Origin of the sequence: Streptomyces sp. NBC_01017, assembly GCF_045162795.1 — a bacterium.
Lineage (GTDB): Bacteria > Actinomycetota > Actinomycetes > Streptomycetales > Streptomycetaceae > Streptomyces > Streptomyces machairae.
Genome location: NZ_CP108683.1, coordinates 7087508 through 7112056, shown reverse-complemented (window position 1 = coordinate 7112056; position 24549 = coordinate 7087508). Strand labels below are relative to the sequence as shown.

20 protein-coding genes are annotated in these 24549 nt (G+C 69.2%); 5 read left to right on the top strand and 15 right to left on the bottom strand.

Features of this window, described 5'->3' with window-relative positions; all coding sequences use genetic code 11:
• Positions 1–144: 144 nt before the first annotated feature.
• A complete protein-coding gene (locus tag OG331_RS32750; RefSeq protein WP_406202848.1) occupies positions 145–1101 on the bottom strand; it encodes an SDR family oxidoreductase in 957 nt (318 codons plus the stop codon).
• A gap of 95 nt (positions 1102–1196) precedes the next feature.
• On the bottom strand, positions 1197–2867 hold the full coding sequence (locus OG331_RS32745; protein WP_406202846.1) for a bifunctional 3-(3-hydroxy-phenyl)propionate/3-hydroxycinnamic acid hydroxylase: 1671 nt from the start codon (positions 2865–2867) through the stop codon (positions 1197–1199).
• A 160-nt stretch (positions 2868–3027) separates the two neighbouring features.
• Here OG331_RS32745 and OG331_RS32740 point away from each other — a divergent pair, with 160 nt between their 5' ends.
• From OG331_RS32740 to OG331_RS32725, 4 genes are read left to right on the top strand one after another with little or no spacing between them, the layout of a single operon-like run.
• Complete coding sequence (locus OG331_RS32740) at positions 3028–3243, top strand: hypothetical protein (RefSeq protein WP_406202844.1); 216 nt, start codon at positions 3028–3030, stop codon at positions 3241–3243.
• Positions 3240–4157: a hypothetical protein gene (locus OG331_RS32735; protein WP_406202842.1), complete on the top strand. Its 918-nt coding sequence runs from the start codon at positions 3240–3242 to the stop codon at positions 4155–4157. The genes OG331_RS32740 and OG331_RS32735 overlap by 4 nt, the downstream gene beginning before the upstream one ends.
• Before the next feature lie 17 nt (positions 4158–4174).
• The gene (locus OG331_RS32730) at positions 4175–4615 is read left to right on the top strand and encodes a protease inhibitor I42 family protein (protein ID WP_406202840.1); all 441 of its coding nucleotides are present in this window, start codon (positions 4175–4177) and stop codon (positions 4613–4615) included.
• Between the two features lie 17 nt (positions 4616–4632).
• Complete coding sequence (locus tag OG331_RS32725; RefSeq protein WP_406202838.1) at positions 4633–5022, top strand: hypothetical protein; 390 nt, start codon at positions 4633–4635, stop codon at positions 5020–5022.
• 150 nt (positions 5023–5172) lie between these two features.
• Here OG331_RS32725 and OG331_RS32720 read toward each other — a convergent pair whose 3' ends face one another.
• From OG331_RS32720 to OG331_RS32670, 11 genes are all read right to left on the bottom strand, one after another.
• A complete protein-coding gene (locus OG331_RS32720) occupies positions 5173–7143 on the bottom strand; it encodes a TIGR03960 family B12-binding radical SAM protein (protein WP_406202836.1) in 1971 nt (656 codons plus the stop codon).
• A gap of 88 nt (positions 7144–7231) precedes the next feature.
• Positions 7232–8734, bottom strand: coding sequence for a CHAD domain-containing protein (locus OG331_RS32715; RefSeq protein WP_406202834.1), 1503 nt, complete (start codon positions 8732–8734; stop codon positions 7232–7234).
• A gap of 249 nt (positions 8735–8983) precedes the next feature.
• Positions 8984–10183: a rod shape-determining protein RodA gene (gene rodA, locus OG331_RS32710; RefSeq protein ID WP_406202832.1), complete on the bottom strand. Its 1200-nt coding sequence runs from the start codon at positions 10181–10183 to the stop codon at positions 8984–8986.
• Complete coding sequence (mrdA, locus tag OG331_RS32705; RefSeq protein ID WP_406202830.1) at positions 10180–12441, bottom strand: penicillin-binding protein 2; 2262 nt, start codon at positions 12439–12441, stop codon at positions 10180–10182. Before mrdA ends, rodA begins: the two co-directional genes overlap by 4 nt.
• Before the next feature lie 176 nt (positions 12442–12617).
• Positions 12618–13322 carry a rod shape-determining protein MreD gene (mreD, locus tag OG331_RS32700; protein ID WP_406202828.1) on the bottom strand — a complete coding sequence of 235 codons (705 nt, stop codon included), beginning with the start codon at positions 13320–13322 and terminating at the stop codon, positions 12618–12620.
• Between the two features lie 13 nt (positions 13323–13335).
• Positions 13336–14400, bottom strand: a complete 1065-nt coding sequence (gene mreC / locus OG331_RS32695; RefSeq protein ID WP_406202826.1) for a rod shape-determining protein MreC — start codon at positions 14398–14400, stop codon at positions 13336–13338.
• Between the two features lie 265 nt (positions 14401–14665).
• Positions 14666–15685: a rod shape-determining protein gene (locus OG331_RS32690; protein ID WP_004931372.1), complete on the bottom strand. Its 1020-nt coding sequence runs from the start codon at positions 15683–15685 to the stop codon at positions 14666–14668.
• A gap of 267 nt (positions 15686–15952) precedes the next feature.
• The gene (gene ndk / locus OG331_RS32685) at positions 15953–16366 is read right to left on the bottom strand and encodes a nucleoside-diphosphate kinase (RefSeq protein ID WP_406202824.1); all 414 of its coding nucleotides are present in this window, start codon (positions 16364–16366) and stop codon (positions 15953–15955) included.
• Between the two features lie 145 nt (positions 16367–16511).
• Entirely contained in the window at positions 16512–16868 is a 357-nt protein-coding gene (locus OG331_RS32680; protein WP_383235307.1) for a DUF4233 domain-containing protein, read from the bottom strand.
• A gap of 8 nt (positions 16869–16876) precedes the next feature.
• Entirely contained in the window at positions 16877–18379 is a 1503-nt protein-coding gene (locus OG331_RS32675) for a bifunctional folylpolyglutamate synthase/dihydrofolate synthase (RefSeq protein WP_406202822.1), read from the bottom strand.
• Positions 18380–18574: 195 nt separating this feature from the next.
• Positions 18575–21199 carry a valine--tRNA ligase gene (locus OG331_RS32670; RefSeq protein ID WP_406202820.1) on the bottom strand — a complete coding sequence of 875 codons (2625 nt, stop codon included), beginning with the start codon at positions 21197–21199 and terminating at the stop codon, positions 18575–18577.
• A 136-nt stretch (positions 21200–21335) separates the two neighbouring features.
• Between OG331_RS32670 and OG331_RS32665 the strand changes: the two genes are divergently transcribed.
• On the top strand, positions 21336–22319 hold the full coding sequence (locus tag OG331_RS32665; RefSeq protein WP_406202818.1) for a hypothetical protein: 984 nt from the start codon (positions 21336–21338) through the stop codon (positions 22317–22319).
• Between the two features lie 77 nt (positions 22320–22396).
• Here OG331_RS32665 and clpX read toward each other — a convergent pair whose 3' ends face one another.
• Positions 22397–23683: an ATP-dependent Clp protease ATP-binding subunit ClpX gene (gene clpX, locus OG331_RS32660; RefSeq protein WP_406202816.1), complete on the bottom strand. Its 1287-nt coding sequence runs from the start codon at positions 23681–23683 to the stop codon at positions 22397–22399.
• A gap of 180 nt (positions 23684–23863) precedes the next feature.
• Entirely contained in the window at positions 23864–24544 is a 681-nt protein-coding gene (locus OG331_RS32655; RefSeq protein ID WP_406202814.1) for an ATP-dependent Clp protease proteolytic subunit, read from the bottom strand.
• Between the last annotated feature and the right edge of the window lie 5 nt (positions 24545–24549).

Genomic DNA, 24549 nt, shown 5'->3' with positions numbered 1-24549 from the left:
TCCTGGGGCCCGTCCGCACGCGGACCGTTCGCCGGCATGGTCGTCTCCTCCGTGGCGGATATCGCCACGGTAGGTAGCCAGGGGGGACCTCGCGAGTTGGAAGCCGCCGGCCAGGCGACAGCCGTCGGGGACGACGACAGCCGGTCACCTGGCGCGCAGGACCGAGGCGGCTCGGCCGACCATGGTGAGGCCGAAGCGGGCGGCGGTGTGGAGAAGTTGCGGGACACCCTCCTGGGTGAACGGCCGCGCGTGCTCGGCAGCGAAACTCTCGATGGTCCGCGGGGGCCGCCCCGTCAGGTCCCGCACGGTGGTGCTGACCGTCGCGCCGGCACCGGCACGGAACAGTTCCGCCATCTCGACGAGATGCTCGACGTACCAGTCGGGCTTTCCCTGGCGCCGGAGCACGTTCGCGGCAAACCCGGGCGGCATGCTGACGTAACGGACGCGTTGCCCGGTCGCGTGGGCTAGGACCGCGGCCAGTTCCTCGTAACCGAACGCGCGCGGCCCGGTGACGTCGTACACCCTGTCGTGGTGGCTGTCGCCGGTCAGCACCTCGGCGGCGACGGCGGCGATGTCGCGTGCGTCGACCATCGCGATCGGTGCACCGCCCATCGGCGCCGCGAGCAGACCGAGCTTGGAGACCATCGGCGCTGCCGTCTCCAGGAGGTTCTGCATGAAGAAGCCGGGGCGCAGGAACGTGAACGGCACGCCCGACTCTTCGATTCGGTGCTCCGTCTGCCAGTGCTGACGGCCGATTTCCGCCGGGCCGCCGGGTGAGACCGAGGGCGCGATGCCGGACACCTTGACGATGTGGCCGACCGTTGCACGGAGCGCGGCGTCCACGACGTTGCCCTGTAGTTCGGCCTGCCGGAGGTCCTGGGCCGAGACGAGGAACACGCGGTCGACGCCCTGCATCGCAGCGTCGAGCGAGGCGGCGTCACCCAGGTCACCGGTCGCCGGCTCCACGCCTTGGCGGGCGAGGGCGTGGGCGGCTGCCTTCGAGGGATCGCGGACCAGTGCTCGTACCGGCCTTCCGGTCGAGACGAGCAGGCGGGCGACCTCACCGCCGATTTTTCCGGTGGCCCCAATGACGAGAATCATGCGCGGCCGACCTCCTTCTGGCTTCGGGATTTCAGGACTTCGGGCTTCAGGGCTGCAGGGCTTCACGGGTTCAGGGCTGCAGGGCTGCAGGGCTTTCACGGCTGCAGAGCGCGAACCTTCTGCGCGCTCGGCGGCGAGGCCGTGCCACGCACCAACGACCTGTACAAGTCCGCTACGTGGTCAAGGCCGCGAATGTCCGGCATCGCGAACACGATGCGATCGGGTCGCAGGATCGCGAAGTCACCGCCGTGCCGGTCGAAGAAGTCGAGTGCGTGGCCGTCGAGGTCCTCGACCGCGACGGTGCCGGCCTCGCAGGGTGTCCGACGATGGCCGGGACGGCTGATGGACAGGTGGGCGGCGCCGAGCGACGTCCACAGCGCGCGGCTCTCCGAGCGCAAGTGGACCTGCGGATCGAGATCGCGGCCGAGGAGGGCCCAGCCGCTGCCGATGAGGTCGTCGAGGGGCCGCAGCCGTCCCTCCGAAGTGCGGACCGTGGGCTGCGGGAACGCATGCCCTGCGCCCGCGCGGCGTCCGGAACCGTCGAACGCTCCGGAGGAGTACCGAAGATCGGGCTTGAACCGTCCTTCGGTGAAGTAGGGCAGGTGCGCCGCCCTCTTCAGAATCGCGTCCCGAACCGTGGCGACGCGACGGCGGCGGGTCTGGACCATGGCGCCCGAGAAGCGGGTCAGCCGGGTCATACGTGTGACGTGCGGGCGTCGCTCGTTCTCATAGCTGTCGAGCAACGACGGGTCGGCACCATCGGCTACGACGGCCGCGAGCTTCCAGGCAAGGTTGTGGGCGTCGCGCAGCCCCGAGCTCAGCCCCTGCCCGGCGAAGGGCGGCATGAGGTGGGCCGCGTCCCCGGCGAGAAGCACCCGACCGGAACGCCACTGGGCGGCGGCGCGGGCGTGGAAGGTGTAGACGATGTGCCGGAGGATGGTGATCCGGTCGGGGTCGACCCACGGGGAGACGAGTCGCCGAGCGTTCTCCAGGGTTGCGAGTTCAGCGTGGTCCTCGCCCGGGAGGACCATGAACTCCCAGCGGTGGTGCGTCCCGGGTAGCGGCAGTGTCACGCCTGGACGGTCCGGGTTACCGATGAACTGGAAGGACGTGACGTCGGTCAACGGGGCCTCGAGCTTGGCGTCGACGACGAGCCACGGCTGCGCGTACGTGGAGCCGGTGAACGCGATGGAGCGGAGGCCGCGGACGGTGCTTCGCCCGCCGTCACAGGCCACGACGTAGCGGGCGCGGGTCGCGGTCTGCCGGCCTCGGTCGCCCTCGCGGGCCCACACGGTCACGCCGTCGCCGTCCTCGTGGAGCCCCTCGACGCGGACGCCCGTCCGGACGGTGACATGTGGGTACCGCGCGACTCCCTCGTGGAGCACACGCTCGAGGTCGGGCTGGTAGAAGAACGCGAGCTGCGGGAAGCCGTTGCGGCCCCCGCTGGGGCGCATCGTCACCAGCCGGTCGCCGCGCACCGAGAGGAACTGCGTGCTCTGCCCCAGGTCGAGACCCGGAAGGAGTTCATCGACCAGGCCCGCCGCCTGAAAGACACGGAGCACTTCGTCGTCGGTGGCGCCCGCGCGCGGCATGGTGTGCGGCTCGGTATCACGCTCGAGCACGATCGTCCTGACCCCGGCCTGGCCGAGAAGGTTCGCAACCATCGCGCCGACCGGCCCGTAGCCGACGATCACCACATCGGCGTCCCCGGGGTCGTCGCCGGTCACGGCGCCCGCGTCCGACTCGGTCAGAGCTCTCATCAGCATGGACTGTTCTCCCGTTAGAGGGTCAGCCGTCTTGGAAGGTCCGTCAGCCGTCCCTGACTGAAGATTTCCTCAACATCGAGGATATCTTCAGTTTACAAAGCGTCAAGAGATCGCACACGCAAGCGAGCCCCCTTCCCATCCCGGGAAGGGGGCTCATGACGTGCCTCAGGCAGACCTCAGCGCGAGTGCCCGCTCGGTCGCCCACCCTCCCCCACACGCTCCGGAGCCCGTGCCGGTGCAGCAGATCCACGACCTCAACAAGCTGGCGTCCGAGGCCCGGGCGGGCCAGATGAAGACCGACAACATCTCCGCCGCCGACCGCCTCGTGCTCGCCGACATCGCGGGCCCCGGCGGCCCGGCGGCCCGGCGGAGATGAACGAGTTGCTGACCGCGAACGACCTGGAGCGCTCGGGCCGCGCGATGGAGCGCCTCGACGCCCGTGAGGAGGCCGAGTTCGAGCGGATGCTCGCCGAGGCGCAGACCCCGCAGGAACGGGCGTACCTCGTGAAGGCACTGGCCGCCGGGTACGACGTCAAGGAGGTCGGCGAGTTCCGCGACAAGATCCACGGCAAGGACCCGGACTGGCTGCAGCGGCACTTGCCGCCGGTCACCACGGCCGGGGACAGCATGAACGACGAGGGGGTCAACACCAGCGGCCCCTACGAGGGTGGCAACAAGAACACGGACCAGCAGACGTTCAAGGGCGAGAGGTGGTCGCAGGAAGGCAACACATGCGTGCCGTCGACCGTCGTCACGGGGCGCGCCATGGTCGATCCGGTGTACGCCCTCGAACTCACCGGCGGCCCGTCCGGGCAGGAGGACGACCCCGGCGCCTTCCGGGAGCGGCTGCGCGACGAGCAGCTGCGGATGCACGACGAGGGCGACGGCAACGACGCGTACGACTTCCCCTTCGGCTCGACACCCGACGGCATGGACAACGACGGCAAGACCGAGATCTCCAACAAGGAGATCAGCCCGCACACGGGCGGCGAGTACGAGTTCCAGGAGACCAGGAGCGCGGACGACCGCCGGGACGCGCTCCCCGACATCCAGCGGGCCGTCGCCGAGGGCAGACCGGTGCCGATCGGCGTCGAGGGCGAGGACGAGAACGGCGACCGGGTCGGCCACTCCATGATGATCGTCGGTCAGGAGGGCGACATGCTGCAGGTCTACAACCCCTGGGGAACGACCACATGGGTCAGCGAGGACGACTTCGTCAACGGCAACATGGACAAGGCCTCCGACAAGGACTTGCCGGACGCCTACGGCGTCCACCTGCCCGCCCAGTGAACGGAAGGCCGATCCCCGTGAAGTCCAGCCACCGCCTGTCCGCCGCCCTGGCCTTGCCGCTGACGGCTGTGATGCTGTCCGGGTGCGGCCTCGTCGGCCCCGAGACGTTCGAGGCGGACGAGCGGTCCATCGAAGTGGACGCGGGCGACACGTTCGAGCTGACGCTCCCGGCCAATCCCTCGATGGGCCAGGACTGGAGCATCGTGCGCCCCGGTCCCGACCATGCAACGGTGCGCCAGGAGGGCGGCCGGGAGGAGGACTTCGAGGGCGACAGCGGTGTCGACGGGGGTGGTGACGGTACGCAGACCTTCACCTTCCAGGCCGTTGCCGCCGGCACCACGAAGATCAAAATGAGCTACTGCGTGCTGGGCGACTGCCCAGGCGGCGACGACCGCACCGCGACGGGCAGCCCAGGCAACGACCCGGCGTACTTCATCTACACGGTCACCGTGCGATGACCGGAACGGAGGTACCGATGAACCCCGGCAGGACCGACGAAGAGTCGGCGCAGGCCGACGTCGCCATGCTCCTGCGCTACGGCATCGGAGCCCCGGGCCCGCGTCGCAGCGCCCTGTTCGGCGACGGAGCCGTGGGCGCCGCGGTCACGCTCGACCGCCTCGGAGTCCAGCCCCGCTCGGTGGCGTTCCTCGGCAGGACCGTGCGCAGCGGTGGCACCGGCCACACCGCCCGGCTGCCGGAGCTGCTGCCCGAGCCGGCGGCCTCGGACCTGATGCGCGGCTGGCTGGATGCGGCCGCGTCGGTGGCCCGGCCCGTGGAGGGCGACGAGGTCGTGGCCCGCCGGCTGGAGGCGGTCGCCGAGCTCATCGGGCTGCGCCGCACCACCCGGGAGCGCGCCGCCCGCTGAGCTCAGCCCCTGCGGCCCCGTGGAGACTGCGTCCACATCGGTTGTCGGACGCGACCCGACTGTCGCTCCTGTGCCGGCGGAGCGGCCGCCGCCAGGCAGCAGACCGCTCGGCGACGCCCCGCCGGACTCGGATCCCGTGCCTCGCACACCTCAGTGCGAGTGCCCGCTCCCCGCAGAAGCCGGCGCCGCGTTCTTGACCGTCAGTGGCAGCAGCTTCTTGCCCGTCGGGCCGATCTGGATGTGTGTGTCCATCTGCGGGCACACCCCGCAGTCGAAGCACGGCGTCCAGCGGCAGTCCTCGACCTCGGTCTCGTCGAGGGCGTCCTGCCAGTCCTCCCAGAGCCAGTCCTTGTCGAGGCCGGAGTCGAGGTGGTCCCAGGGGAGGACCTCCTCGTAGGTGCGCTCGCGGGTGGTGTACCAGTCGACGTCGACGCCGAAGGGGACCAGCGCCTTGTCGGCGCACTGCATCCAGCGGTCGTAGGAGAAGTGCTCGCGCCAGCCGTCGAAGCGGCCGCCGTCGTCGTAGACCGCGCGGATGACCGCGCCGATGCGGCGGTCGCCCCGGGAGAGAAGGCCCTCGACGATGCCCGGCTTGCCGTCGTGGTAGCGGAAGCCGATCGAGCGGCCGTACTTCTTGTCGCCGCGGATCTTGTCGCGGAGCTTCTGGAGACGGGCGTCCGTCTCCTCGGCCGACAGCTGCGGGGCCCACTGGAAGGGGGTGTGGGGCTTCGGGACGAAGCCGCCGATCGAGACCGTGCAGCGGATGTCGTTCGAGCGGGAGACCTCACGGCCCTTCGCGATGACCTTCGTCGCCATGTCGGCGATCTGCAGGACGTCGTCGTCGGTCTCGGTCGGCAGGCCGCACATGAAGTACAGCTTCACCTGCCGCCAGCCGTTGCCGTAGGCGGTGGAGACCGTCCGGATCAGGTCGTCTTCCGAGACCATCTTGTTGATGACCTTGCGGATACGTTCCGAGCCGCCCTCGGGGGCGAAGGTCAGACCGGAGCGGCGGCCGTTGCGCGTCAGCTCGTTCGCCAGGTCGATGTTGAAGGCGTCCACGCGGGTGGACGGAAGCGAGAGGCCGATCTTGTCTTCCTCGTAGCGGTCCGCCAGGCCCTTCGCCACGTCGCCGATCTCGCTGTGGTCCGCCGAGGAGAGGGAGAGCAGGCCGACCTCCTCGAAGCCCGTCGCCTTCAGACCCTTGTCGACCATGTCGCCGATGCCGGTGATCGAGCGCTCACGCACCGGGCGCGTGATCATGCCGGCCTGGCAGAAGCGGCAGCCCCGGGTGCAGCCGCGGAAGATCTCGACCGACATGCGCTCGTGGACCGTCTCGGCGAGCGGCACGAGCGGCTGCTTCGGGTACGGCCACTCGTCCAGGTCCATGACCGTGTGCTTGGACACGCGCCACGGGACACCGCTCTTGTTCGGTACGACACGGGCGATACGGCCGTCCGGGAGGTACTCGACGTCGTAGAACGCCGGGATGTACACCGAACCCGTCCTCGCCAGGCGGAAGAGGACCTCCTCGCGGCCGCCTGGGCAGCCCTCCGCCTTCCACGCGCGGATGATCGCCGTCATGTCCAGCACGGCCTGCTCGCCGTCGCCGATGATCGCCGCGTCGATGAAGTCCGCGATCGGCTCGGGGTTGAAGGCCGCGTGGCCGCCCGCCAGGACGATCGGGTCGTCGATGGTCCGGTCCTTGGACTCCAGCGGGATGCCCGCCAGGTCCAGGGCCGTGAGCATGTTCGTGTAGCCGAGCTCGGTGGAGAACGACAGGCCGAACACGTCGAAGGCCTTCACCGGCCGGTGGCTGTCCACCGTGAACTGCGGGACGCCGTGCTCCCGCATCAGCGCCTCCAGGTCCGGCCACACGCTGTACGTGCGCTCGGCGAGGACGCCCTGCTGCTCGTTCAGGACCTCGTAGAGGATCATGACGCCCTGGTTGGGCAGCCCGACCTCGTACGCGTCGGGGTACATGAGCGCCCAGCGGACGTCACAGGAGTCCCACGGCTTGACCGTGGAGTTGAGCTCTCCGCCGACGTACTGGATCGGCTTCTGCACATGCGGGAGCAGAGCTTCGAGCTGCGGGAAAACCGACGCAGCGACTTCGGCAGGCATCTCGCGAACCTTCGTGAGCTGGACTGGACTGACAGGGGTGACCATCTAGCGTAACGCGACCGCGGACCCCCTCAGCACGTCCGAGGACTCAGAGGACGTCCGCCCCGCCCTTGACCCCGTCCCAGACTCCGGGCAGCTGGTCCTCCACGACCGCTGCCCGCTGCTCCTCGCGCCCGTACAGCAGCCCATAGGTGAAGGCGCTCTCCCCGGCCGCGTGGGCGACCGCGGACAGCTCGCTCAGGGTCTGGCGGGCCATGACGCTGTCCTGGTGCTCGCCGAGCAGGTTCTGCAGGGACTTCATGGTCTTGACCAGGCTCTTGGCCGGCTTGCCGAGCGCCGGAACCGCCGCCTCCGCCGCGTAGCGGGTGCGCTTGGTCTTCTTGCGGGCCTCGTGGATGGCGACGTCACGGTCGCTGCCGGGCTCCACCTCCAGAGCCTGCTCGACGAGCGCGGACACCTTGCCGAAGTCCTTCCGCACGGCCTTCGGCAGCGCGTTCCCGGGCTCTTTCCCGGCCGCCTTCAGCAGCGGCGGGTCGGCGAGCAGCCCGTCGACGGCATCGAGCAGGGCCAGGTAGCGGTGGGAGTCCAGGATCCCGATCAGCCGGCTGCTCGCCCCGCCGGGCCTGTCCCCCGCCCAGTGGCTCACCCGCTCGGCCACAGGACCGTGGACCAGAGTGCGGGGCACCTCGTCGAGAGCCGCCGACAGACGTTCGTTCAGCACCTCGCGGTCCCGGTCCACGCCCAGCTCGCCGGCCAGCCACTTCAGCTCGTCGCCGATCGGGTCGGTGACCGCCCGGTCCAGGACCTTGCCGAAGGACTTGAAGGTACTGCGCATCCGGCGGGTGGCGACGCGCATGCTGTGGACGGAATCCTCGACGTCCTGGCGTACGGCCGGGTCGAGCTCGACGATCGTGTCCCGCTGGGCGCGGACGTACGCGAGCACGTGGTCGCCGACGGTCACGGGGTCCTTCACGGACACGGGGGCGAGCTTCTTCGGGGCGGTCTCGGCCAGGGCGCGCGCGAGCTTCGACTCCGACTCCGACGGCCGGACCCCCGCTTTGCGCAGCCGCTTCTCCACCTTGTCGAGCACTTGCGGGTCGACGCCGTCGGCCAACTCCACCTCGATCTCGGTCCACTGCGCGGTGCTGCTGCCGCCTGCGAGGCGCTCGGCCCGTACGGCGTCCACACTGACCTCCGCGAGCAGCCCGCCGTCGGCGTCCACGAGATGCCGCACGTCACGCTCGGAGCGGAGCCGGACCATGGGCACCAGCTCGGTGTCCCGGACCCGGGAGCGGACGAGCCCGGCGAGGGTGTCGGGCAGCGTGTCGGACAGCGGCTCCTGGACCTCGTCCCGCACGCCCGGGGCCACGGGGAACTTCAGATGCCAGCCCGCGTCGGACCCGCCCGTCCGGCGCCGCAGGGTGATCGAGGAGGCGGCGAGGCGCTGGTCCGCGGTGTCGTAATAGGTGGCGTCCAACTGCGCTACACCCTTGTCGACAACGGCATCGACCCCGGCAACCCCGGTCAGGTCGGGCAGGCCGCTGTCGTCGGACTCATACTTCCGCTCGATTTCGCGCTTCGTGTCCGCCATGCCCTGAATCTAGTGGCAGTCCCGACGGGATGACAGGGCTTACCAGCCATGAACGCTGGGAAAACAGGGGGCAGCGGCTGGGAAAACGGGCTGCTGGAGTCCAACTCTGCGGCTCGACACCCGGCGCCCGGTCGGGGCACCGCCGTGCCAGTCATGGGGACCCCGGCACGGCGCCCATTCGGCTGCCCACCGCAGCCCGCTACGACACCCACCGGCCGCACCGGCCGCCGCACCGGCCCAGCCCACCGCTCACGCCGACAACGGACGTTGCACCCGGATCGACTGCAGCAACCCCACCGCCACCCACACCGCGAACATCGACGACCCTCCGTACGACACGAACGGCAGCGGCAGACCGGTCACCGGCATGATCCCCAGCGTCATCCCGACGTTCTCGAACGCCTGGAAGGCGAACCACGCCACGATCCCCGCCGCGACGATCGTCCCGTACAGCTCGGTGGTCTCACGGGCGATACGGCAGGCCCGCCACAGGATCACGCCGATGAGGAGAAGGATCAGACCGCCGCCGAGGAAGCCCAACTCCTCCCCCGCCACGGTGAACACGAAGTCGGTCTGCTGCTCCGGCACGAACTGGCCGGTCGTCTGCGAGCCGTGGAACAGACCGGAGCCCGTGAGCCCGCCGGAACCGATCGCGATGCGCGCCTGGTTGGTGTTGTACCCGACGCCCGCCGGGTCGAGCTCCGGGTTGGCGAAGGCCGCGAAGCGGGCGATCTGGTAGTCGTCCAGGACGCCCAGCTGCCAGACCGCGATCGCCCCCATGGTGCCCGCGCCGATCAGCCCGAAGACCCAGCGGTTGGAGGCGCCGGACGCGAGCAGCACGCCCAGCACGATCACGACCATCACCATGACCGACCCGAGGTCGGGCATGAGGAGCACGATCAGCATCGGCACCGCGGCCAGGCCCAGCGCCTGCACGACCGTGCGGTGGTCCGGGTACTGCTTGTCCCCCGCGTCCACTCTCGTCGCCAGCAGCATCGCCATGCCGAGGATGATCGTGACCTTCACGAACTCCGAGGGCTGGAGCGAGAAGCCGCCGGGGAGCTTGATCCAGGAGTGGGCGCCGTTGATCGTGGAGCCGAGCGGGGTGAGCACCAGCAGGATCAGGAACACCGAGACGCCGTACAGGACCGGCACGGCCGTGCGCAGGGTGCGGTGCCCCAGCCAGACGGTCCCGATCATCAGCGCGACCCCGATGCCGGTGTTCAGGATGTGCCGGATCAGGAAGTAGTACTGGTCGCCCTGGTTGAGCTCGGTGCGGTTGCGTGTCGCCGAGAAGACGAGGATCGAGCCGATCAGCGACAGGGCGATCGCCGCCAGCAGTATCGGCCAGTCCAGCCGGCGGGCGAGCGAGTCGCGGGCGAACAGGCGGGTCCAGCCCGCCCGTTCGGGCCCGTACCCGGAGACCTGGAAACTGTTGGCGCCGGTCATGTGAGCATCCTCCGGCTTCCGCGCCCGCGGCCCCTGCGTCGTCTGCGCCGGGTGTCCCGGTTCTCGGTCGTCGGCGGCGCGACCGTCCCGGCGAGCTGCTGCTCGTCCGACTCGGCCTCGCCCTTCTGGCCGGCCCGCTGCTCCTTCGCCGGGTCCTTGGAGACCTTCGGCGAGGCGATGGTGCCGTCGGTGCGGACCTTCGGCAGGTTCTTCTCCGGGGTGGGCAGCAGCGCGTTCTTCTTGTTGATCGCGCCGTCGTCGGAGACGCCGTACAGCGCGTCGTAGATGTTGCGCACGGCCGGACCCGAGGCGCCGGAACCCGTACCACCCTGGGAGATCGTCATGACGATCGAGTAGTCCTTGGTGTACGTCGCGAACCACGAGGTCGTCTGCTTGCCGTAGACCTCGGCGGTACCGGTCTTGGCGTGCATGGGGATCTTGTCCTGCGGCCAGCCGACCTGCGCGAACCGCCAGGCGGCGGTACCACGGGTGGCGACTCCGGCGAGGGCGTCGTCCATCGCGGCCAGCGTCTGCTTGCTCATGGGCAGCTTGCCGTGCGACTTGGGCTTGATCTCCTCGACGGTCTTGCCGTCGGGGCTGACGACTGCCTTGCCGACCGTGGGGTCGTAGAGAGTGCCGCCGTTGGAGATGGCCGAGTAGATGGTCGCCATCTGGATGGGGGTGACGAGGGTGTCGCCCTGGCCGATGGAGTAGTTGACCGAGTCACCGGCGCGCAGCCGGTTGCCTTCGAGGCAGTTCTCGTAGGCGATCTTCTCGGCGTAGCTGCCGTCCTTCTTGCCGTACTTGCACCAGGCGTCCTTGTTGGCCTTCCAGTAGTCCTGCTTCCACTGGCGGTCGGGGATGCGGCCGGTGACCTCGTTGGGGAGGTCGATGCCGGTCTCCGCGCCGAGGCCGAACTGATGGGCGGTCTTGTAGAACCAGTCGCCCGCGTTCTTCTTCGGCTTGGTGCCGCCGTCCCGCTTCCACTCCTCGTGGGAGAGGCGGTAGAAGACGGTGTCGCAGGAGACCTCCAGGGCGCGGCCGAGGCTGATCGGGCCGTACCCCTTGGACTCGAAGTTCTTGAAGACCTGGCCGCCGATCGCGTACGAGCTGGAGCATTCGTACGGGCCGTCGAAGGAGTAGCCCGCGTTGACCGCGGCGGCCGTCGGGACGACCTTGAAGATGGAGCCGGGGGCCGACTGGCCCTGGATCGCCCGGTTGAGCAGCGGGTAGTTGGAGGCCTTGCCCGTCAGCGTCTTGTAGTCCTTGGCCGAGATGCCGCCCACCCAGGCGTTCGGGTCGTACGACGGGTTGGACGCCATGGCGACGACGCGGCCGGTCTTGGCCTCCATCACCACGACGGCGCCCGAGTCGGCCTTGTACGGCTCGTTGGTGTTGCGGTCCCACTCCTTGCGGGCTTGCTTCATCGCCTCGTTCAGCTCGTACTCGGCGACTCGCTGCACGCGGGCGTCGATGCTGGTCACGAGGTTGGCCCCGGGCTGGGCGGCGTCCGCCTCGGCCTCGCCGATGACACGGCCGAGGTTGTCGACCTCGTAGCGGGTGACGCCGGCCTTGCCGCGCAGCTGCTTGTCGTACTTCCGCTCCAGGCCGGAGCGGCCGACCTGGTCGGAGCGCAGATACGGCGAGTCGGTGTCCTGGGCCTGCTGGAGCTCCTCGTCAGTGACCGGGGAGAGATAGCCGAGGACCTGGGCGGTGTTGGAATTGCCGGGGCTCGGGTACCGGCGCAGGGCCTGCGGCTCGGCGGTGATGCCGGGGAAGTCCTCGGCGCGCTCCCGGATCTGCAGGGCCTGCTTGGGGGTGGCCTCGTCGGTGATGGGGATGGGCTGGTACGGCGAGCCGTTCCAGCAGGGCTGCGGGGTCTCGGCGTCACACAGCCGGACCTTGCCCATCACGTCCTCGGGCTTCATGCCGAGGACTCCGGCCAGCTTGGTGAGGACGCCCTTGCCGTCGTCCTTCATCTTCAGCAGGTCGGTACGGGAGGCGGAGACCACCAGCCGCGTCTCGTTGTCCGCGAGCGGCACTCCGCGCGCGTCCAGGATCGAGCCGCGCACGGCAGGATCCACGACCTGCTGGACGTGGTTGCCGGACGCCTCCTTGGCGTACGCGTCGCCCTCGCGGATCTGCAGGTACCACAGGCGCCCGCCGAGGGTGCCCAGGAGGGAGAGGACGAGGATCTGGATGACGACGAGCCGGATCTGGACGCGTGGCGTCCGGCCGGTCTCGGGGATGTTGCTCACTGCGGCTGCCTCCCCCTCTCAGTGCGAGTACCAGTGCGGATTTGACTGCGTGTGTACGACTCTTCGTACGGCCGTGTGCACGACGCCGCCTACGACCGCGTGTACGAGTGATGAACGTCCGGCCCGCGCGGCCCGGTTCCTCCCGGACTCACCCGTCCGGGTGAACTCCCCTGCCCTCACAGCCGCTTGACCCCCTTGATACGCCCGGCGCGCGCCGTCCGCGCCCGCACCGCCTTCACCTTCAGCCCGCCCTTGAGTCCGCCCTTCAGGCCCCCCATCCCGCCGCGCTGGCCGCCGATGCGCAGGCCGGTGCCGCCGGAGAGCCAGCCGGTGGAGATGTCGGCCTTCTTCGCCTGGGACTTGGTGTCGGCGAGCGGGTCGTTCTCCGCCCGCCTGGCCAGCGCCATGATCCCCGGGACGACGAACGGGGCGAGCAGCAGGTCGTACAGCGCGGCCGTGAAGAGCAGACTGCCGAGGCCGACATGGCGGGCCGCGGTGTCCCCGACGAGGGCGCCGACACCGGCGTACAGCAGGGTCGTGCCGATCGCGGCGACGACCACGACGACCATCGGCCCGGTGGCTGACTTGAGCCGGCCGTGGTCCGGCTTGATGAGCCCGGCGAGATAGCCGATGACGCACAGCACCAGCGCATAGCGGCCGGCGGCATGGTCGGCGGGCGGGACGAGGTCGGCGAGCAGACCGGCGCCGAAGCCGACGAGGGCGCCGCCGACATGGCCGTAGACCATGGCGAGGCCCAGGACGGTGAGCAGCACCAGATCGGGGACGGCGCCCGGTAGGTGGAGGCGGGCCAGGACGCTGACCTGGATCACCAGGGCTACGACGACCAGGGAGGAGGAGAGCAGGACTCGGTTGACGCGCATCTGGCTTCAGCTCCTACTGCTCTTGCTCGTACACGTCTTGCTCGTACTGGTTCCGGCCGTCGGCCGGAGGCGGATCCTGGCCGTCGGCCTGCGGCTGGTTCTCACCGTCGGCCTCCGGCTGGTCCTGACCGTCGGCCTGCGGCTGGTTCTGGCCGTCGGCCGGGTCCTCGGCGCCCGGCGTGACGGTGACCGTCACGGTCGGCGTGGGGGTCGGCTCGGGCTTGTCGGGGAGAACCGTGTCGCGCGGGTCCTTCGCGGGGGCCTGGACGACGACGCCGACGATGTCGAGCTTGCTGAACCCGACGTACGGCGTGACGTACAGGGTGCGGGTGAGGTTGCCCCCGGACGGGTCGACGCGGGAGACGACGCCGACGGGGACACCGGGCACGAACGGCTTGTCGGCCTGCGAGCCGAAGGTGACGAGCCGGTCGCCCTTCTTCACCTCGGCCTTGCCGTTGAGGAGTTCGACGCGCAGCGGACGGTCGCCCTGTCCGGAGGCGAAGCCGAGCTCGTCGCCGGCCTCCATGCGGGTGCCGACGGTGAAGTCGGGGTCGTTGGCGAGGAGCACGGTCGCGGTGTTCGGACCGACGGTCGTGACCCGCCCGACCAGCCCGTCCCCGTTCAGGACGGTCATGTCGCGCTGGATGCCGTCGTTCACGCCGACGTCGATGGTGATCGTCCAGGAGAAGCCCTGGGCCGCTCCTATCGCGATGACCTGCGCGCCCTTGATGCCGTACTGGCCGGCGCCCGCGACCTTCAGCACCTTGTCCAGCTGCTTCAGACGGCTGCGGTTACGGTCGTCGCTGCCGAGCTTGGCCTTGAGGGCGGCGTTCTCCTGCTCCAGCCGGGCGAGCCGGTCGTGGCGCTCGCCGGAGTCGCGGATCGCGTTGACCGCGTTGCCGACCGGGTTCACCGCGGCCGACACGCCGTCCTCGATCGGGCCGAAGACCGTGGCAGCGGCATGGCGGGCACCGTCGACCGGCGAATCCTCACCGCCGCGGATGTCCACCGTGATCAGCGCGAACGCGATGGCGACCAGCAGCACCAGGAGCAGCCGGCTCTCTCGTGTGTCCCTCACGTGCGGCGGCCGTGCCCTTCCTCAGTAGGAATTCGGGAAACCCCGGGTAAACCCGAGGGGCTCTGTATGCGGAGTTTGGCTATGAACTTGTAAGCGGAGCTTGTATGCGGAGCTTGTATGCGGGGCTTGCGTGCGGCGCTTCTCTGCGAAGTGTCGAAGTTCGAAGGGTCGAAGTTTCGAGGCTCTTCAGGGAGCTTATGCCTCTATATCAACGATCCGCCGTACGAGAGGAGATCATCCCGTACGGCGGAATCGAAGAGTTACGTCATCTGCGCGGCTGGGCGTCCAGCACCTGCTGCAACGCCTCGAACTCCTCGACGCACTTGCCGGAGCCGAGCGCCACGCTGTCCAGCGGGTCCTCGGCGATGTGGATCGGCATGCCGGTCTCGCGGCGCAGCCGCTCGTCGAGGCCGCGCAGCAGGGCGCCGCCGCCGGTCAGAACGATTCCTCGGTCCATGATGTCGCCGGACAGCTCCGGCGGGCACTTGTCGAGGGTCGTCTTCACGGCGTCCACGATCGCGTTGACCGGTTCCTCGATGGCCTTGCGTACTTCGGCCGCTGAGATGACGACGGTCTTCGGCAGCCCGGAGACGAGGTCCCGGCCGCGGATTTCGGTGTGCTCGTCAGCGTCGAGGTCGTACGCCGAACCGATCGTGATCTTGATCTGCTCGGCCGTCCGCTCACCCAGCAGAAGGGAGTACTCCTTCTTGATGTGCTGGATGATCGCGTTGTCCAGTTCGTCGCCCGCGACGCGGATGGACTGGGCGGTGACGATGCCGCCGAGGGAGATGACCGCGACCTCCGTGGTGCCGCCGCCGATGTCGACCACCATGTTGCCCGTGGCCTCGTGGACCGGCAGGCCGGAACCGATGGCCGCGGCCATGGGCTCCTCGATGATGTGCACCTGGCGGGCGCCGGCCTGGGACGACGCCTCGATGACGGCGCGGCGCTCGACGCCCGTGATGCCGGAGGGCACACAGACGACGACCCGCGGACGAGCCAGATACCGCCGCTTGTGGATCTTCAGGATGAAGTAGCGGAGCATCCGCTCGGTGATCTCGAAGTCGGCGATGACGCCGTCCTTCAGCGGACGTACGGCAACGATGTTGCCGGGCGTGCGCCCGATCATCTTCTTCGCTTCGGCGCCGACCGCGAGAATGCCACCGGTGTTGGTGTTGATCGCGACGACGGACGGCTCGTTGAGTACGATCCCGCGACCCCTGACGTACACCAGCGTGTTGGCGGTCCCGAGGTCGACAGCCATGTCACGGCCGATGAACGACATTGAGTTCCCCATCAGGATTCGTCTGGCCTTCCTGGGAGCTTTTGATGGCTTTTCAGGTCGGCGAAGTGGGTGCTGTGACGTGAAGGCTTCTATCGTAGACGCGCCTTCGCGAACACTGCGGGAGGGTCTTCGCCATTGTCAGCAGATGGCGAGTCGCCTCGCTTGTGGAGACGGGCCATCGGAGGCACTCGTTCCCTCGATCGCCACGCATATGCCACTGGGCGGCCGGGTTTCTTCAACCGTCCCAGTTCGGGCCGGGTGTGGGGGTCAGGCGCGGCCCGGGAAGAAGATCTTCACCTCGCGCTCCGCGGACTCCTCGGAGTCGGAGGCGTGGATGAGGTTCTCACGGACGATCACACCGAAGTCACCACGGATGGAGCCGGGCGCCGCGGCGATCGGGTCGGTCGGACCGGTCAGGGCGCGCAGCCCCTCGATGACCCGCTCACCCTCGACGATCAGGGCCACGACCGGGCCGGACGCCATGAACTCCACCAGCGGCTCGTAGAAGGGCTTGCCCTTGTGCTCGCCGTAGTGCTGCTCCAGGGTCTCCTGGTCCAGGGTGCGCAGCTCCAGCGCGGTGATCTGCCAGCCGGCCTTGCGCTCGATCCGGCCGATGATCTCGCCGGTCAGGCCACGGCGGACTGCGTCGGGCTTGAGCAGGACGAGGGTGCGCTGGGTCACGACGAGCTCCTTATTACCTACAGGTGTGCGGTGGGACGAGGTTACAGGGCTGAGCTGGGCGCTCGTCACGGAGTGTCAGCTAGTGCAGGTCGCCGACCCCGGGGGCTGCCCCCCAGGGCTCCGATCGGCCGCGACGGCCTCGTCCTCAGGCTCCGGAAGGGCTGGTTTTGTCCCCTTGCGCCGCAAAGCGCGCCTTCGCCTCGTCGACCTTTCTGCCGTAGTGCACCGACGCCCACCACAGCGCCGCGAACACCGCGCCCAGGAAGAACATCGTCGGGACGATGAAGCCGGAGGCGATGAGGGCGATCTGCAGGGCCCAGCCGAGGGCGACGCCGCCGGGGCGGGTCACCAGGCCGCACAGCACCAGGCACAGGAACATCGCGATCCCGCTGACCGTCCACACCGTCGACATGGACAGGTCGGGATCCTTCATGGCGACCAGACCGGCGAAGCCGATGACGAAGAACTCGCCGATCAGGGTCGAGGAACAGAGCGTACGCATCTTCGGACTCAGCCCTTCCCCAGCAGCAGCCGGGCCTCGCCGACCGTGATGACGGACCCGGTGACGAGCACACCGCCGCCCGCGAACTCGCCCTCCTCCTCGGCCAGCGTGATCGCGGCCTCCAGGGCGTCCGGCAGCCGCGGCTCGACCTGCACGCGCTCGTCGCCGAACACCTCGACGGCGATGGCGGCCAGTTCGTCGGCGTCCATGGCGCGGTGGGAGGAGTTCTGTGTGACGACGACCTCGGCGAAGATCGGCTCGAAGGCCTCCAGCAGCCCCCGCACGTTCTTGTCGCCGCTCGCGCCGACGACCCCGATCAGCCGGCTGAAGTCGAAGGCCTCCCCGATCGCCTCGGCGATCGCCCGCGCGCCCGCCGGGTTGTGGGCGGCGTCGAGCACGACGGTCGGCGAGCGCCGCACGACCTCCATGCGGCCCGGAGAGGAGACGGCCGCGAACGCCTTGCGGACCGTGTCGATGTCCAGGGGCTCGGCCCGCGCGGCGCCGACACCGAAGAACGCCTCCACGGCGGCGAGGGCGACGGCGGCATTGTGCGCCTGGTGCGCGCCGTGCAGCGGCAGATACACCTCGGTGTACTCACCGCCCAGCCCGCGCAGGGTCGCCAACTGCCCGCCGACGGCGACCTGGCGCGACACGACCCCGAACTCCAGGCCCTCGCGCGCGACGGTGGCGTCGACCTCCACGGCCTTCTTCAGCAGCACCTGCGCCGCGTCCACGGGCTGCTGGGCCATGATCACGGTGGCGTCCTGCTTGATGATCCCGGCCTTCTCGCCGGCGATCTCGCCCGGAGTGCTGCCGAGCCGGTCGGTGTGGTCGAGGTCTATGGGGGTCACGACGGCGACATCACCGTCGATGACGTTCGTGGCGTCCCAGGAGCCGCCCATGCCCACTTCCACGACGGCGACGTCGACGGGCGCGTCGGCGAAGGCGGCGTACGCCATGCCCGTCAGCACCTCGAAGAAGGACAGCCGGTACTCCTGCTGCGAGTCGACCATCTCGATGTACGGCCGGATGTCCTGGTACGTCTCGATGAACCGCTCGGCCGAGATCGGCGCCCCGTCGAGGCTGATCCGCTCGGTGATCGACTGGACGTGCGGGGAGGTGTAGCGGCCGGTGCGCAGCTCGAAGGCACCGAGGAGGGCCTCGATCATGCGGGCCGTCGACGTCTTGCCGTTGGTGCCGGTGATGTGGATGGAGGGGTACGCCCGCTGCGGCTCGCCCAGCACGTCCATGAGCGCGGCGATCCGGGTGACGGACGGCTCCAGCTTGGTCTCGCCCCAGCGGGTGGCGAGCTCCGCCTCGACCTCGCGCAGCGCCTTGTCGACCTCGGGGTCCTCGGGGCGTGCGGGCACGTCGGCGCCGGGCGGGCCGCCCTGGGTGCGCAGGGTGCGGCTGCCGGCCTCGATGACCGCGAGATCCGGGTCGCGGTCGGTCTCGGCCGCGATGATCTCTTCGAAGGGGTCGAGGGGGTCGGGCTCGTTCTGGTCGCTCACGGGGCCAGTCTACGGAGGGGGACTGACAGGGCGCCCACCCAGTGGCGTGTCCTGGGTCGTCGAGCGGCCGCTGGTCCATTGTGGCTGGTCACGCCCACGCCGCGGAGCCGCACATCGGTACAGCCCCGTGTCCCTGAGGTACGCGCAGGCCCCCGGCGCCTGACAGCACCGGGGGCCTCATGGCCGTAGAACCGCCTACGCCTGCGGCAGGCGGTCCAGCTGTGCGGCAATCCGCGCGATGTCCTCTTCCGCCTTCGCCAGACGGCCGCGGATCTTCTCCACGACGTTGTCCGGCGCCTTCGCGAGGAACGCCTCGTTGCCGAGCTTGGCGTTCGCCTGGGCCTTCTCCTTCTCGGCCGCCGCGAGGTCCTTGGCCAGGCGCTTGCGCTCGGCCGCGACGTCGATCACGCCGGAGAGGTCGAGGGCGACCTCGGCGCCCGCCACCGGCAGGGTCGCCGTGGCCGTGAAGGACTCGCCCTCCGGCTGGAGGCGCAGCAGCTGGCGGATGGCCGGCTCGTGCGGCGCGAGGGCCGTGCCGTCCAGGCTCAGGCGGGCCGGGACGCGCTGGCCCGGCTGAAGGCCCTGGTCGGCGCGGAAGCGGCGGACCTCGGTGGTGACCTGCTGGAGAACGGCGATCTCCTGCTCGGCCGCCGTGTCACGGAAGCCGCTGTCCTTCGGCCACTCGGCGATCACGATCGACTCGCCGCCCGTCAGCGTCGTCCACAGTGTCTCCGTGACGAACGGGACCACCGGGTGCAGCATCTTGAGGGTGACGTCGAGGACCTCACCGAGGACGCGCTTGGAGACCTCGGCCGGCTCGCCGCCCGCCTGGAACGTGGTCTTGGACAGCTCGACGTACCAGTCGAAGACCTCGTCCCACGCGAAGTGGAAGAGCGCGTCGGACAGCTTCGCGAACTGGAAGTCCTCGTAGAACGCGTCGACTTCGGCGACGACGGAGTTCAGGCGGGACAGGATCCAGCGGTCCGTCGACGACATCGCCGACGGCTCCGGCAGCGGGCCGTCGACCGTGGCGCCGTTCATCAGCGCGAAGCGCGTCGCGTTCCAGATCTTGTTGGCGAAGTTCCGGGAGCCCTGGACCCAGTCCTCACCGATCGGGACGTCGACGCCCGGGTTGGCACCGCGCGCGAGGGTGAAGCGGAGCGCGTCGCTGCCGTACTTGTCCATCCAGTCCAGCGGGTTGACCGCGTTGCCGAAGGACTTCGACATCTTCTTGCCGAACTGGTCGCGGACCATGCCGTGCAGGGCGATGGTGTGGAACGGCGGGGTGCCGTCCATCGCGTACAGGCCGAACATCATCATCCGGGCGACCCAGAAGAAGAGGATGTCGTAGCCGGTGACCAGGACGGAGTTCGGGTAGAACTTCGCGAGCGACTCGGTCTGTTCGGGCCAGCCGAGCGTGGAGAACGGCCACAGGCCGGAGGAGAACCAGGTGTCGAGGACGTCGGTGTCCTGGTGCCAGCCCTCGCCGGTCGGGACCTCGTCGTCGGGGCCGATGCAGACGACCTCGCCGTTCGGCCCGTACCAGACGGGGATCCGGTGACCCCACCACAACTGCCGCGAAATGCACCAGTCGTGAAGGTTGTCGACCCAGTCGAAGTACCGCTTCTCCATCTCCTGCGGGTGGATCTTGACCTTGCCGTCGCGGACCGCGTCACCGGCGGCCTTGGCGAGCGGGCCGACCTTGACCCACCACTGCATGGACAGGCGCGGCTCGATGGTGGTCTTGCAGCGCGAGCAGTGGCCGACGGAGTGGACGTACGGCCGCTTCTCGGCGACGATCCGGCCCTCGGCGCGCAGCGCGGCGACGATGGCCGAGCGGGCCTCCAGGCGGTCCAGGCCCTGGAACGGGCCGTGGGCCGTGATGACGGCGTGCTCGTCCATCACCGTGAGGGACGGCAGGTCGTGGCGCTGGCCGATCTCGAAGTCGTTCGGGTCGTGGGCCGGGGTGACCTTGACGGCGCCGGTGCCGAACTCGGGGTCGACGTGCTCGTCGGCGACGACGGGGATACGGCGGCCGGTGAGCGGCAGCTCGATGTCGCGGCCGACAAGGTGGCGGTAGCGCTCGTCATCGGGGTGGACGGCGACCGCGGTGTCGCCGAGCATCGTCTCGGCGCGGGTCGTGGCCACGACGATGGCGTCGTCGCCGTCGCCGTACCGGATGGAGACGAGCTCGCCGTCGTCGTCCTGGTACTCGACCTCGATGTCCGAGATGGCCGTCAGACAGCGCGGGCACCAGTTGATGATGCGCTCGGCGCGGTAGATCAGCTCGTCGTCGTAGAGGCGCTTGAAGATGGTCTGGACGGCCTGGGACAGCCCCTCGTCCATGGTGAAGCGCTCGCGCGACCAGGCGACGCCGTCACCGAGACGCCGCATCTGCCCGCTGATCTGCCCGCCGGACTCGCCCTTCCACTGCCAGACGCGCTCGACGAACGCCTCACGCCCGAGGTCGTGCCGGGACTTGCCTTCCTTCCCCAGCTCACGCTCGACGACGTTCTGCGTGGCGATACCGGCGTGGTCCATGCCCGGCTGCCAGAGCGTCTCGTAACCCTGCATGCGCTTACGACGCGTCAGGGCGTCGATGAGGGTGTGCTCGAAGGCGTGCCCGAGGTGCAGGCTGCCGGTGACGTTCGGCGGCGGGATGACGACGGTGAACGGCGGCTTGTCGCTCTTCGCATCCGCCTCGAAGTAACCGCGCTCTACCCAGCGCTCGTACAGCGGCCCCTCTACATCGGCCGGCGCGTACTGGGTCGGCAGTTCGGTGTCGGGCGCTGGTGGCTGCTGCTGAGCGTTCTCGGTCACCCGCTCAGTTTAGGGGTGTCGCGGGCGTGTCCCGAAACGCCTTTGTTCTGTAACGGTGGGCACCCCGATGCCATGCGTTGCCTGAGTCTGGGCCAGGATGTCAGGAACACATAAGCATCTGGAGGGGAACCCAGAAATGAGCTACAACCAGCCGGGCCCGTACGGCGGGCAGCCCCAGCAGCCCGGTCCGTACGGCCAGCCGCAGCAGCCCGGCCCGTACGGCCAGCCGCCGCAGGCGCCCCAGCCCGGCTACGGCTACCCCCAGCAGGCCCCGCCGGCCCAGCCCCAGCCCGGTTACGGCTACCCGCAGCAGCCCCCGGGCGTCCCGCCCCAGCAGCCGAACCCCTACGGCCAGCAGCCCCAGTACGGCCAGCAGCAGCCGTACGGCATGCCCCAGCCCCCGGCCCCGGGCGGCGGCGGCAAGAAGGCGGGCCTGATCATCGGCGCCGTGGCCGTCGTGGTCGCGATCGGCGTGGGGGCGTACTTCGTGCTGGGCGGCAGCAGCGGCGGCGGCGCGGGCCTCGAGGACGACGGGGCGCACAAGCTGGCTACGCCGGCGACGGTGCTCAGCGAGTACAAGCGGGTCGGTGAAAGCAACCAGTCCTCCGACGCCGACGATGTGAAGGACATGGAGAAGAGCGGCGTCAAGAACGGGACGGTCGTCGTCGGGAGTTGGTCCACCGCCGACTTCAGCGACTACGACCCGCAGGACCCCACCACCATTCCTGATCAGGCGGAGTTGCTCGCCGCCAAGGGCGTCACGATGGTGGGCGGTTACGGAGAGATCGCGGACCCCCAGTCGACCCTGGACAAGTTCTTCGCCTCCATCCAGAAGGAGGTCAAGGAGAGCTCTTCGGACGACTCGCCCACCATGCGGAACGCCGAGCTGGTGGGCGAGCCCGAGGAGGTCGAGATCGACGGCGCGGTCGCCAAGTGCCAGTCGACCAAGTCCACCAACGCACTCACCAAGAAGCAGTCCACCGACTGGTTCTGCGCCTGGGCCGACTACAGCACGGTCGCCATGGTCTCGCCCGGTGACAACACCGGCACGGGCGTCGGCAAGGACACCGCGGTCGACCTCACCAGCAAGCTGCGCCAGGAAGTCCGCGAAAAGGCCTGACGCCGCACGCGCCAACTACGAAGGGGCCCCGTCTCTCGACCGGGGCCCCTTCGTACGTCTGCGGTACTGCGGTACGGCTACGCCGTCTTCTGCTCCCCCGACCCCCGCCCCCGCGCGTCCCGGGGGATCAGCGTCGGGTTCACGTTCGAGCGAACGACGTCGGCCGTGATGACGACCCGGGCGACGTCCTTGCGGGACGGCACCTCGTACATCACCGACATCAGGACCTCTTCCATGATGGCGCGCAGGCCGCGCGCGCCGGTCTGGCGGAGGATGGCCTGGTCGGCGATGGCCTCCAGGGCCTCGCGCTCGAAGTCGAGTTCCACGCCGTCGAGTTCGAAGAGGCGCTGGTACTGCTTGACGAGGGCATTGCGGGGCTCGACCAGGATCTGGAGCAGGGCCTCGCGGTCCAGGTTGTGGACCGAGGTGATGACGGGGAGGCGGCCGATGAACTCGGGGATCATGCCGAACTTGACCAGGTCCTCCGGCATGACGTCCTCGAACTGGTCCTTCGCCTCCAGCTCACGCTTGGAGCGGATCGTCGCGCCGAAGCCGATGCCCTTGGCGCCGGCCCGCGACTCGATGATCTTCTCGAGGCCCGAGAAGGCGCCGCCCACGATGAACAGGACGTTCGTCGTGTCGATCTGGATGAACTCCTGGTGCGGGTGCTTACGGCCGCCCTGCGGCGGGACCGAGGCCGTGGTGCCCTCCAAGATCTTCAGCAGGGCCTGCTGGACGCCCTCACCGCTGACGTCCCGGGTGATCGACGGATTTTCACTCTTCCGCGCGACCTTGTCGATCTCGTCGATGTAGATGATCCCGGTCTCGGCCTTCTTGACGTCGTAGTCCGCCGCCTGGATCAGCTTCAGCAGGATGTTCTCGACGTCCTCGCCGACATACCCGGCCTCCGTCAGCGCGGTCGCGTCCGCGATGGCGAAGGGGACGTTCAGCATGCGGGCCAGGGTCTGGGCGAGCAGCGTCTTGCCGGAGCCCGTGGGGCCCAGCAGCAGGATGTTGGACTTCGCCAACTCGATGGCGTCCTCGCGGCTTTGACCGCCGCCGTTCTCGCCGGCCTGCACGCGCTTGTAGTGGTTGTAGACGGCGACGGAGAGCGCCTTCTTGGCTGCTTCCTGGCCGACCACGTAGCCCTCGAGGAACTCGTAGATCTCGCGCGGCTTGGGCAGCTCCTCCCAGCGGACCTCACTGGTCTCCGCGAGCTCTTCCTCGATGATCTCGTTGCAGAGATCGATGCACTCGTCGCAGATATACACACCAGGGCCTGCGATGAGCTTCTTGACCTGCTTCTGGCTCTTGCCACAGAACGAGCACTTGAGCAGATCGCCGCCGTCACCGATGCGTGCCACGGTGTGCTTCCCCTTCGCCTGGGAGACGACTGGACGTTTTCGAATCCAGCGGCTCCTGGTGCTGCCTTATGTCGACGGTACCTTGCCTGGCCCCCCGTTCGGGCCCCCCTTGGCGCGGTTCACTTTGACGTGCACCGTCCCAAACCGTGCCAAGGGGCAGCAGACACTACCGGGTCCGCGTCAGCGAACGTCGGCGCTGTTCATCTTCCGGGTGGAGATGATCTGGTCGATCAGCCCGTACGACAGCGCGTCCTCGGCCGTGAGGATCTTGTCGCGCTCGATGTCCTCGCGAATCTTCTCGATCGGCGTGGTGGAGTGCTTGGCCAGCATCTCCTCCAGCTGCGAGCGCATCCGAAGGATCTCGTTCGCAGCGATCTCCAGGTCGGAGACCTGACCGCGGCCGGTCTCGCTGTACGGCTGGTGGATCAGCACACGGGCGTTCGGCAGCGCCATGCGCTTGCCGGGCGTGCCGGCGGCCAGCAGCACGGCCGCGGCGGAGGCCGCCTGGCCCATGCAGACCGTCTGAACGTCCGGCTTCACGAACTGCATCGTGTCGTAGATGGCCGTGAGCGCGGTGAAGGAGCCGCCCGGGCTGTTGATGTAGACCGAGATGTCCCGGTCGGGGTCCATCGACTCCAGGCACAGCAGCTGCGCCATGACGTCGTTGGCGGAGGCGTCGTCGATCTGCACGCCGAGGAAGATCACGCGCTCCTCGAAGAGCTTCGCGTACGGGTCGTACTCGCGGATGCCCTGCGAGGTGCGCTCCACGAACCGCGGGATGACGTAGCGGGACTCGGCGGCGGGACCCGTGTACTCGGCGCGCGTGCGGTCGTACAGGCCGCTGCCGGGGAAGTCGTTCACTGTCT

Bases quoted from the DNA above. Each gene is read 5' to 3' on its own strand.
- OG331_RS32750 (WP_406202848.1), bottom strand. From the start codon at position 1,101: ATGATTCTCGTCATTGGGGCCACCGGAAAAATCGGCGGTGAGGTCGCC.
- OG331_RS32745 (WP_406202846.1), bottom strand. From the start codon at position 2,867: ATGCTGATGAGAGCTCTGACCGAGTCGGACGCGGGCGCCGTGACCGGC.
- OG331_RS32735 (WP_406202842.1), top strand. From the start codon at position 3,240: ATGAACGAGTTGCTGACCGCGAACGACCTGGAGCGCTCGGGCCGCGCG.
- OG331_RS32725 (WP_406202838.1), top strand. From the start codon at position 4,633: ATGAACCCCGGCAGGACCGACGAAGAGTCGGCGCAGGCCGACGTCGCC.
- OG331_RS32720 (WP_406202836.1), bottom strand. From the start codon at position 7,143: ATGCCTGCCGAAGTCGCTGCGTCGGTTTTCCCGCAGCTCGAAGCTCTG.
- OG331_RS32715 (WP_406202834.1), bottom strand. From the start codon at position 8,734: ATGGCGGACACGAAGCGCGAAATCGAGCGGAAGTATGAGTCCGACGAC.
- rodA (WP_406202832.1), bottom strand. From the start codon at position 10,183: ATGACCGGCGCCAACAGTTTCCAGGTCTCCGGGTACGGGCCCGAACGG.
- mreD (WP_406202828.1), bottom strand. From the start codon at position 13,322: ATGCGCGTCAACCGAGTCCTGCTCTCCTCCTCCCTGGTCGTCGTAGCC.
- OG331_RS32690 (WP_004931372.1), bottom strand. From the start codon at position 15,685: ATGTCGTTCATCGGCCGTGACATGGCTGTCGACCTCGGGACCGCCAAC.
- OG331_RS32680 (WP_383235307.1), bottom strand. From the start codon at position 16,868: ATGCGTACGCTCTGTTCCTCGACCCTGATCGGCGAGTTCTTCGTCATC.
- OG331_RS32665 (WP_406202818.1), top strand. From the start codon at position 21,336: ATGAGCTACAACCAGCCGGGCCCGTACGGCGGGCAGCCCCAGCAGCCC.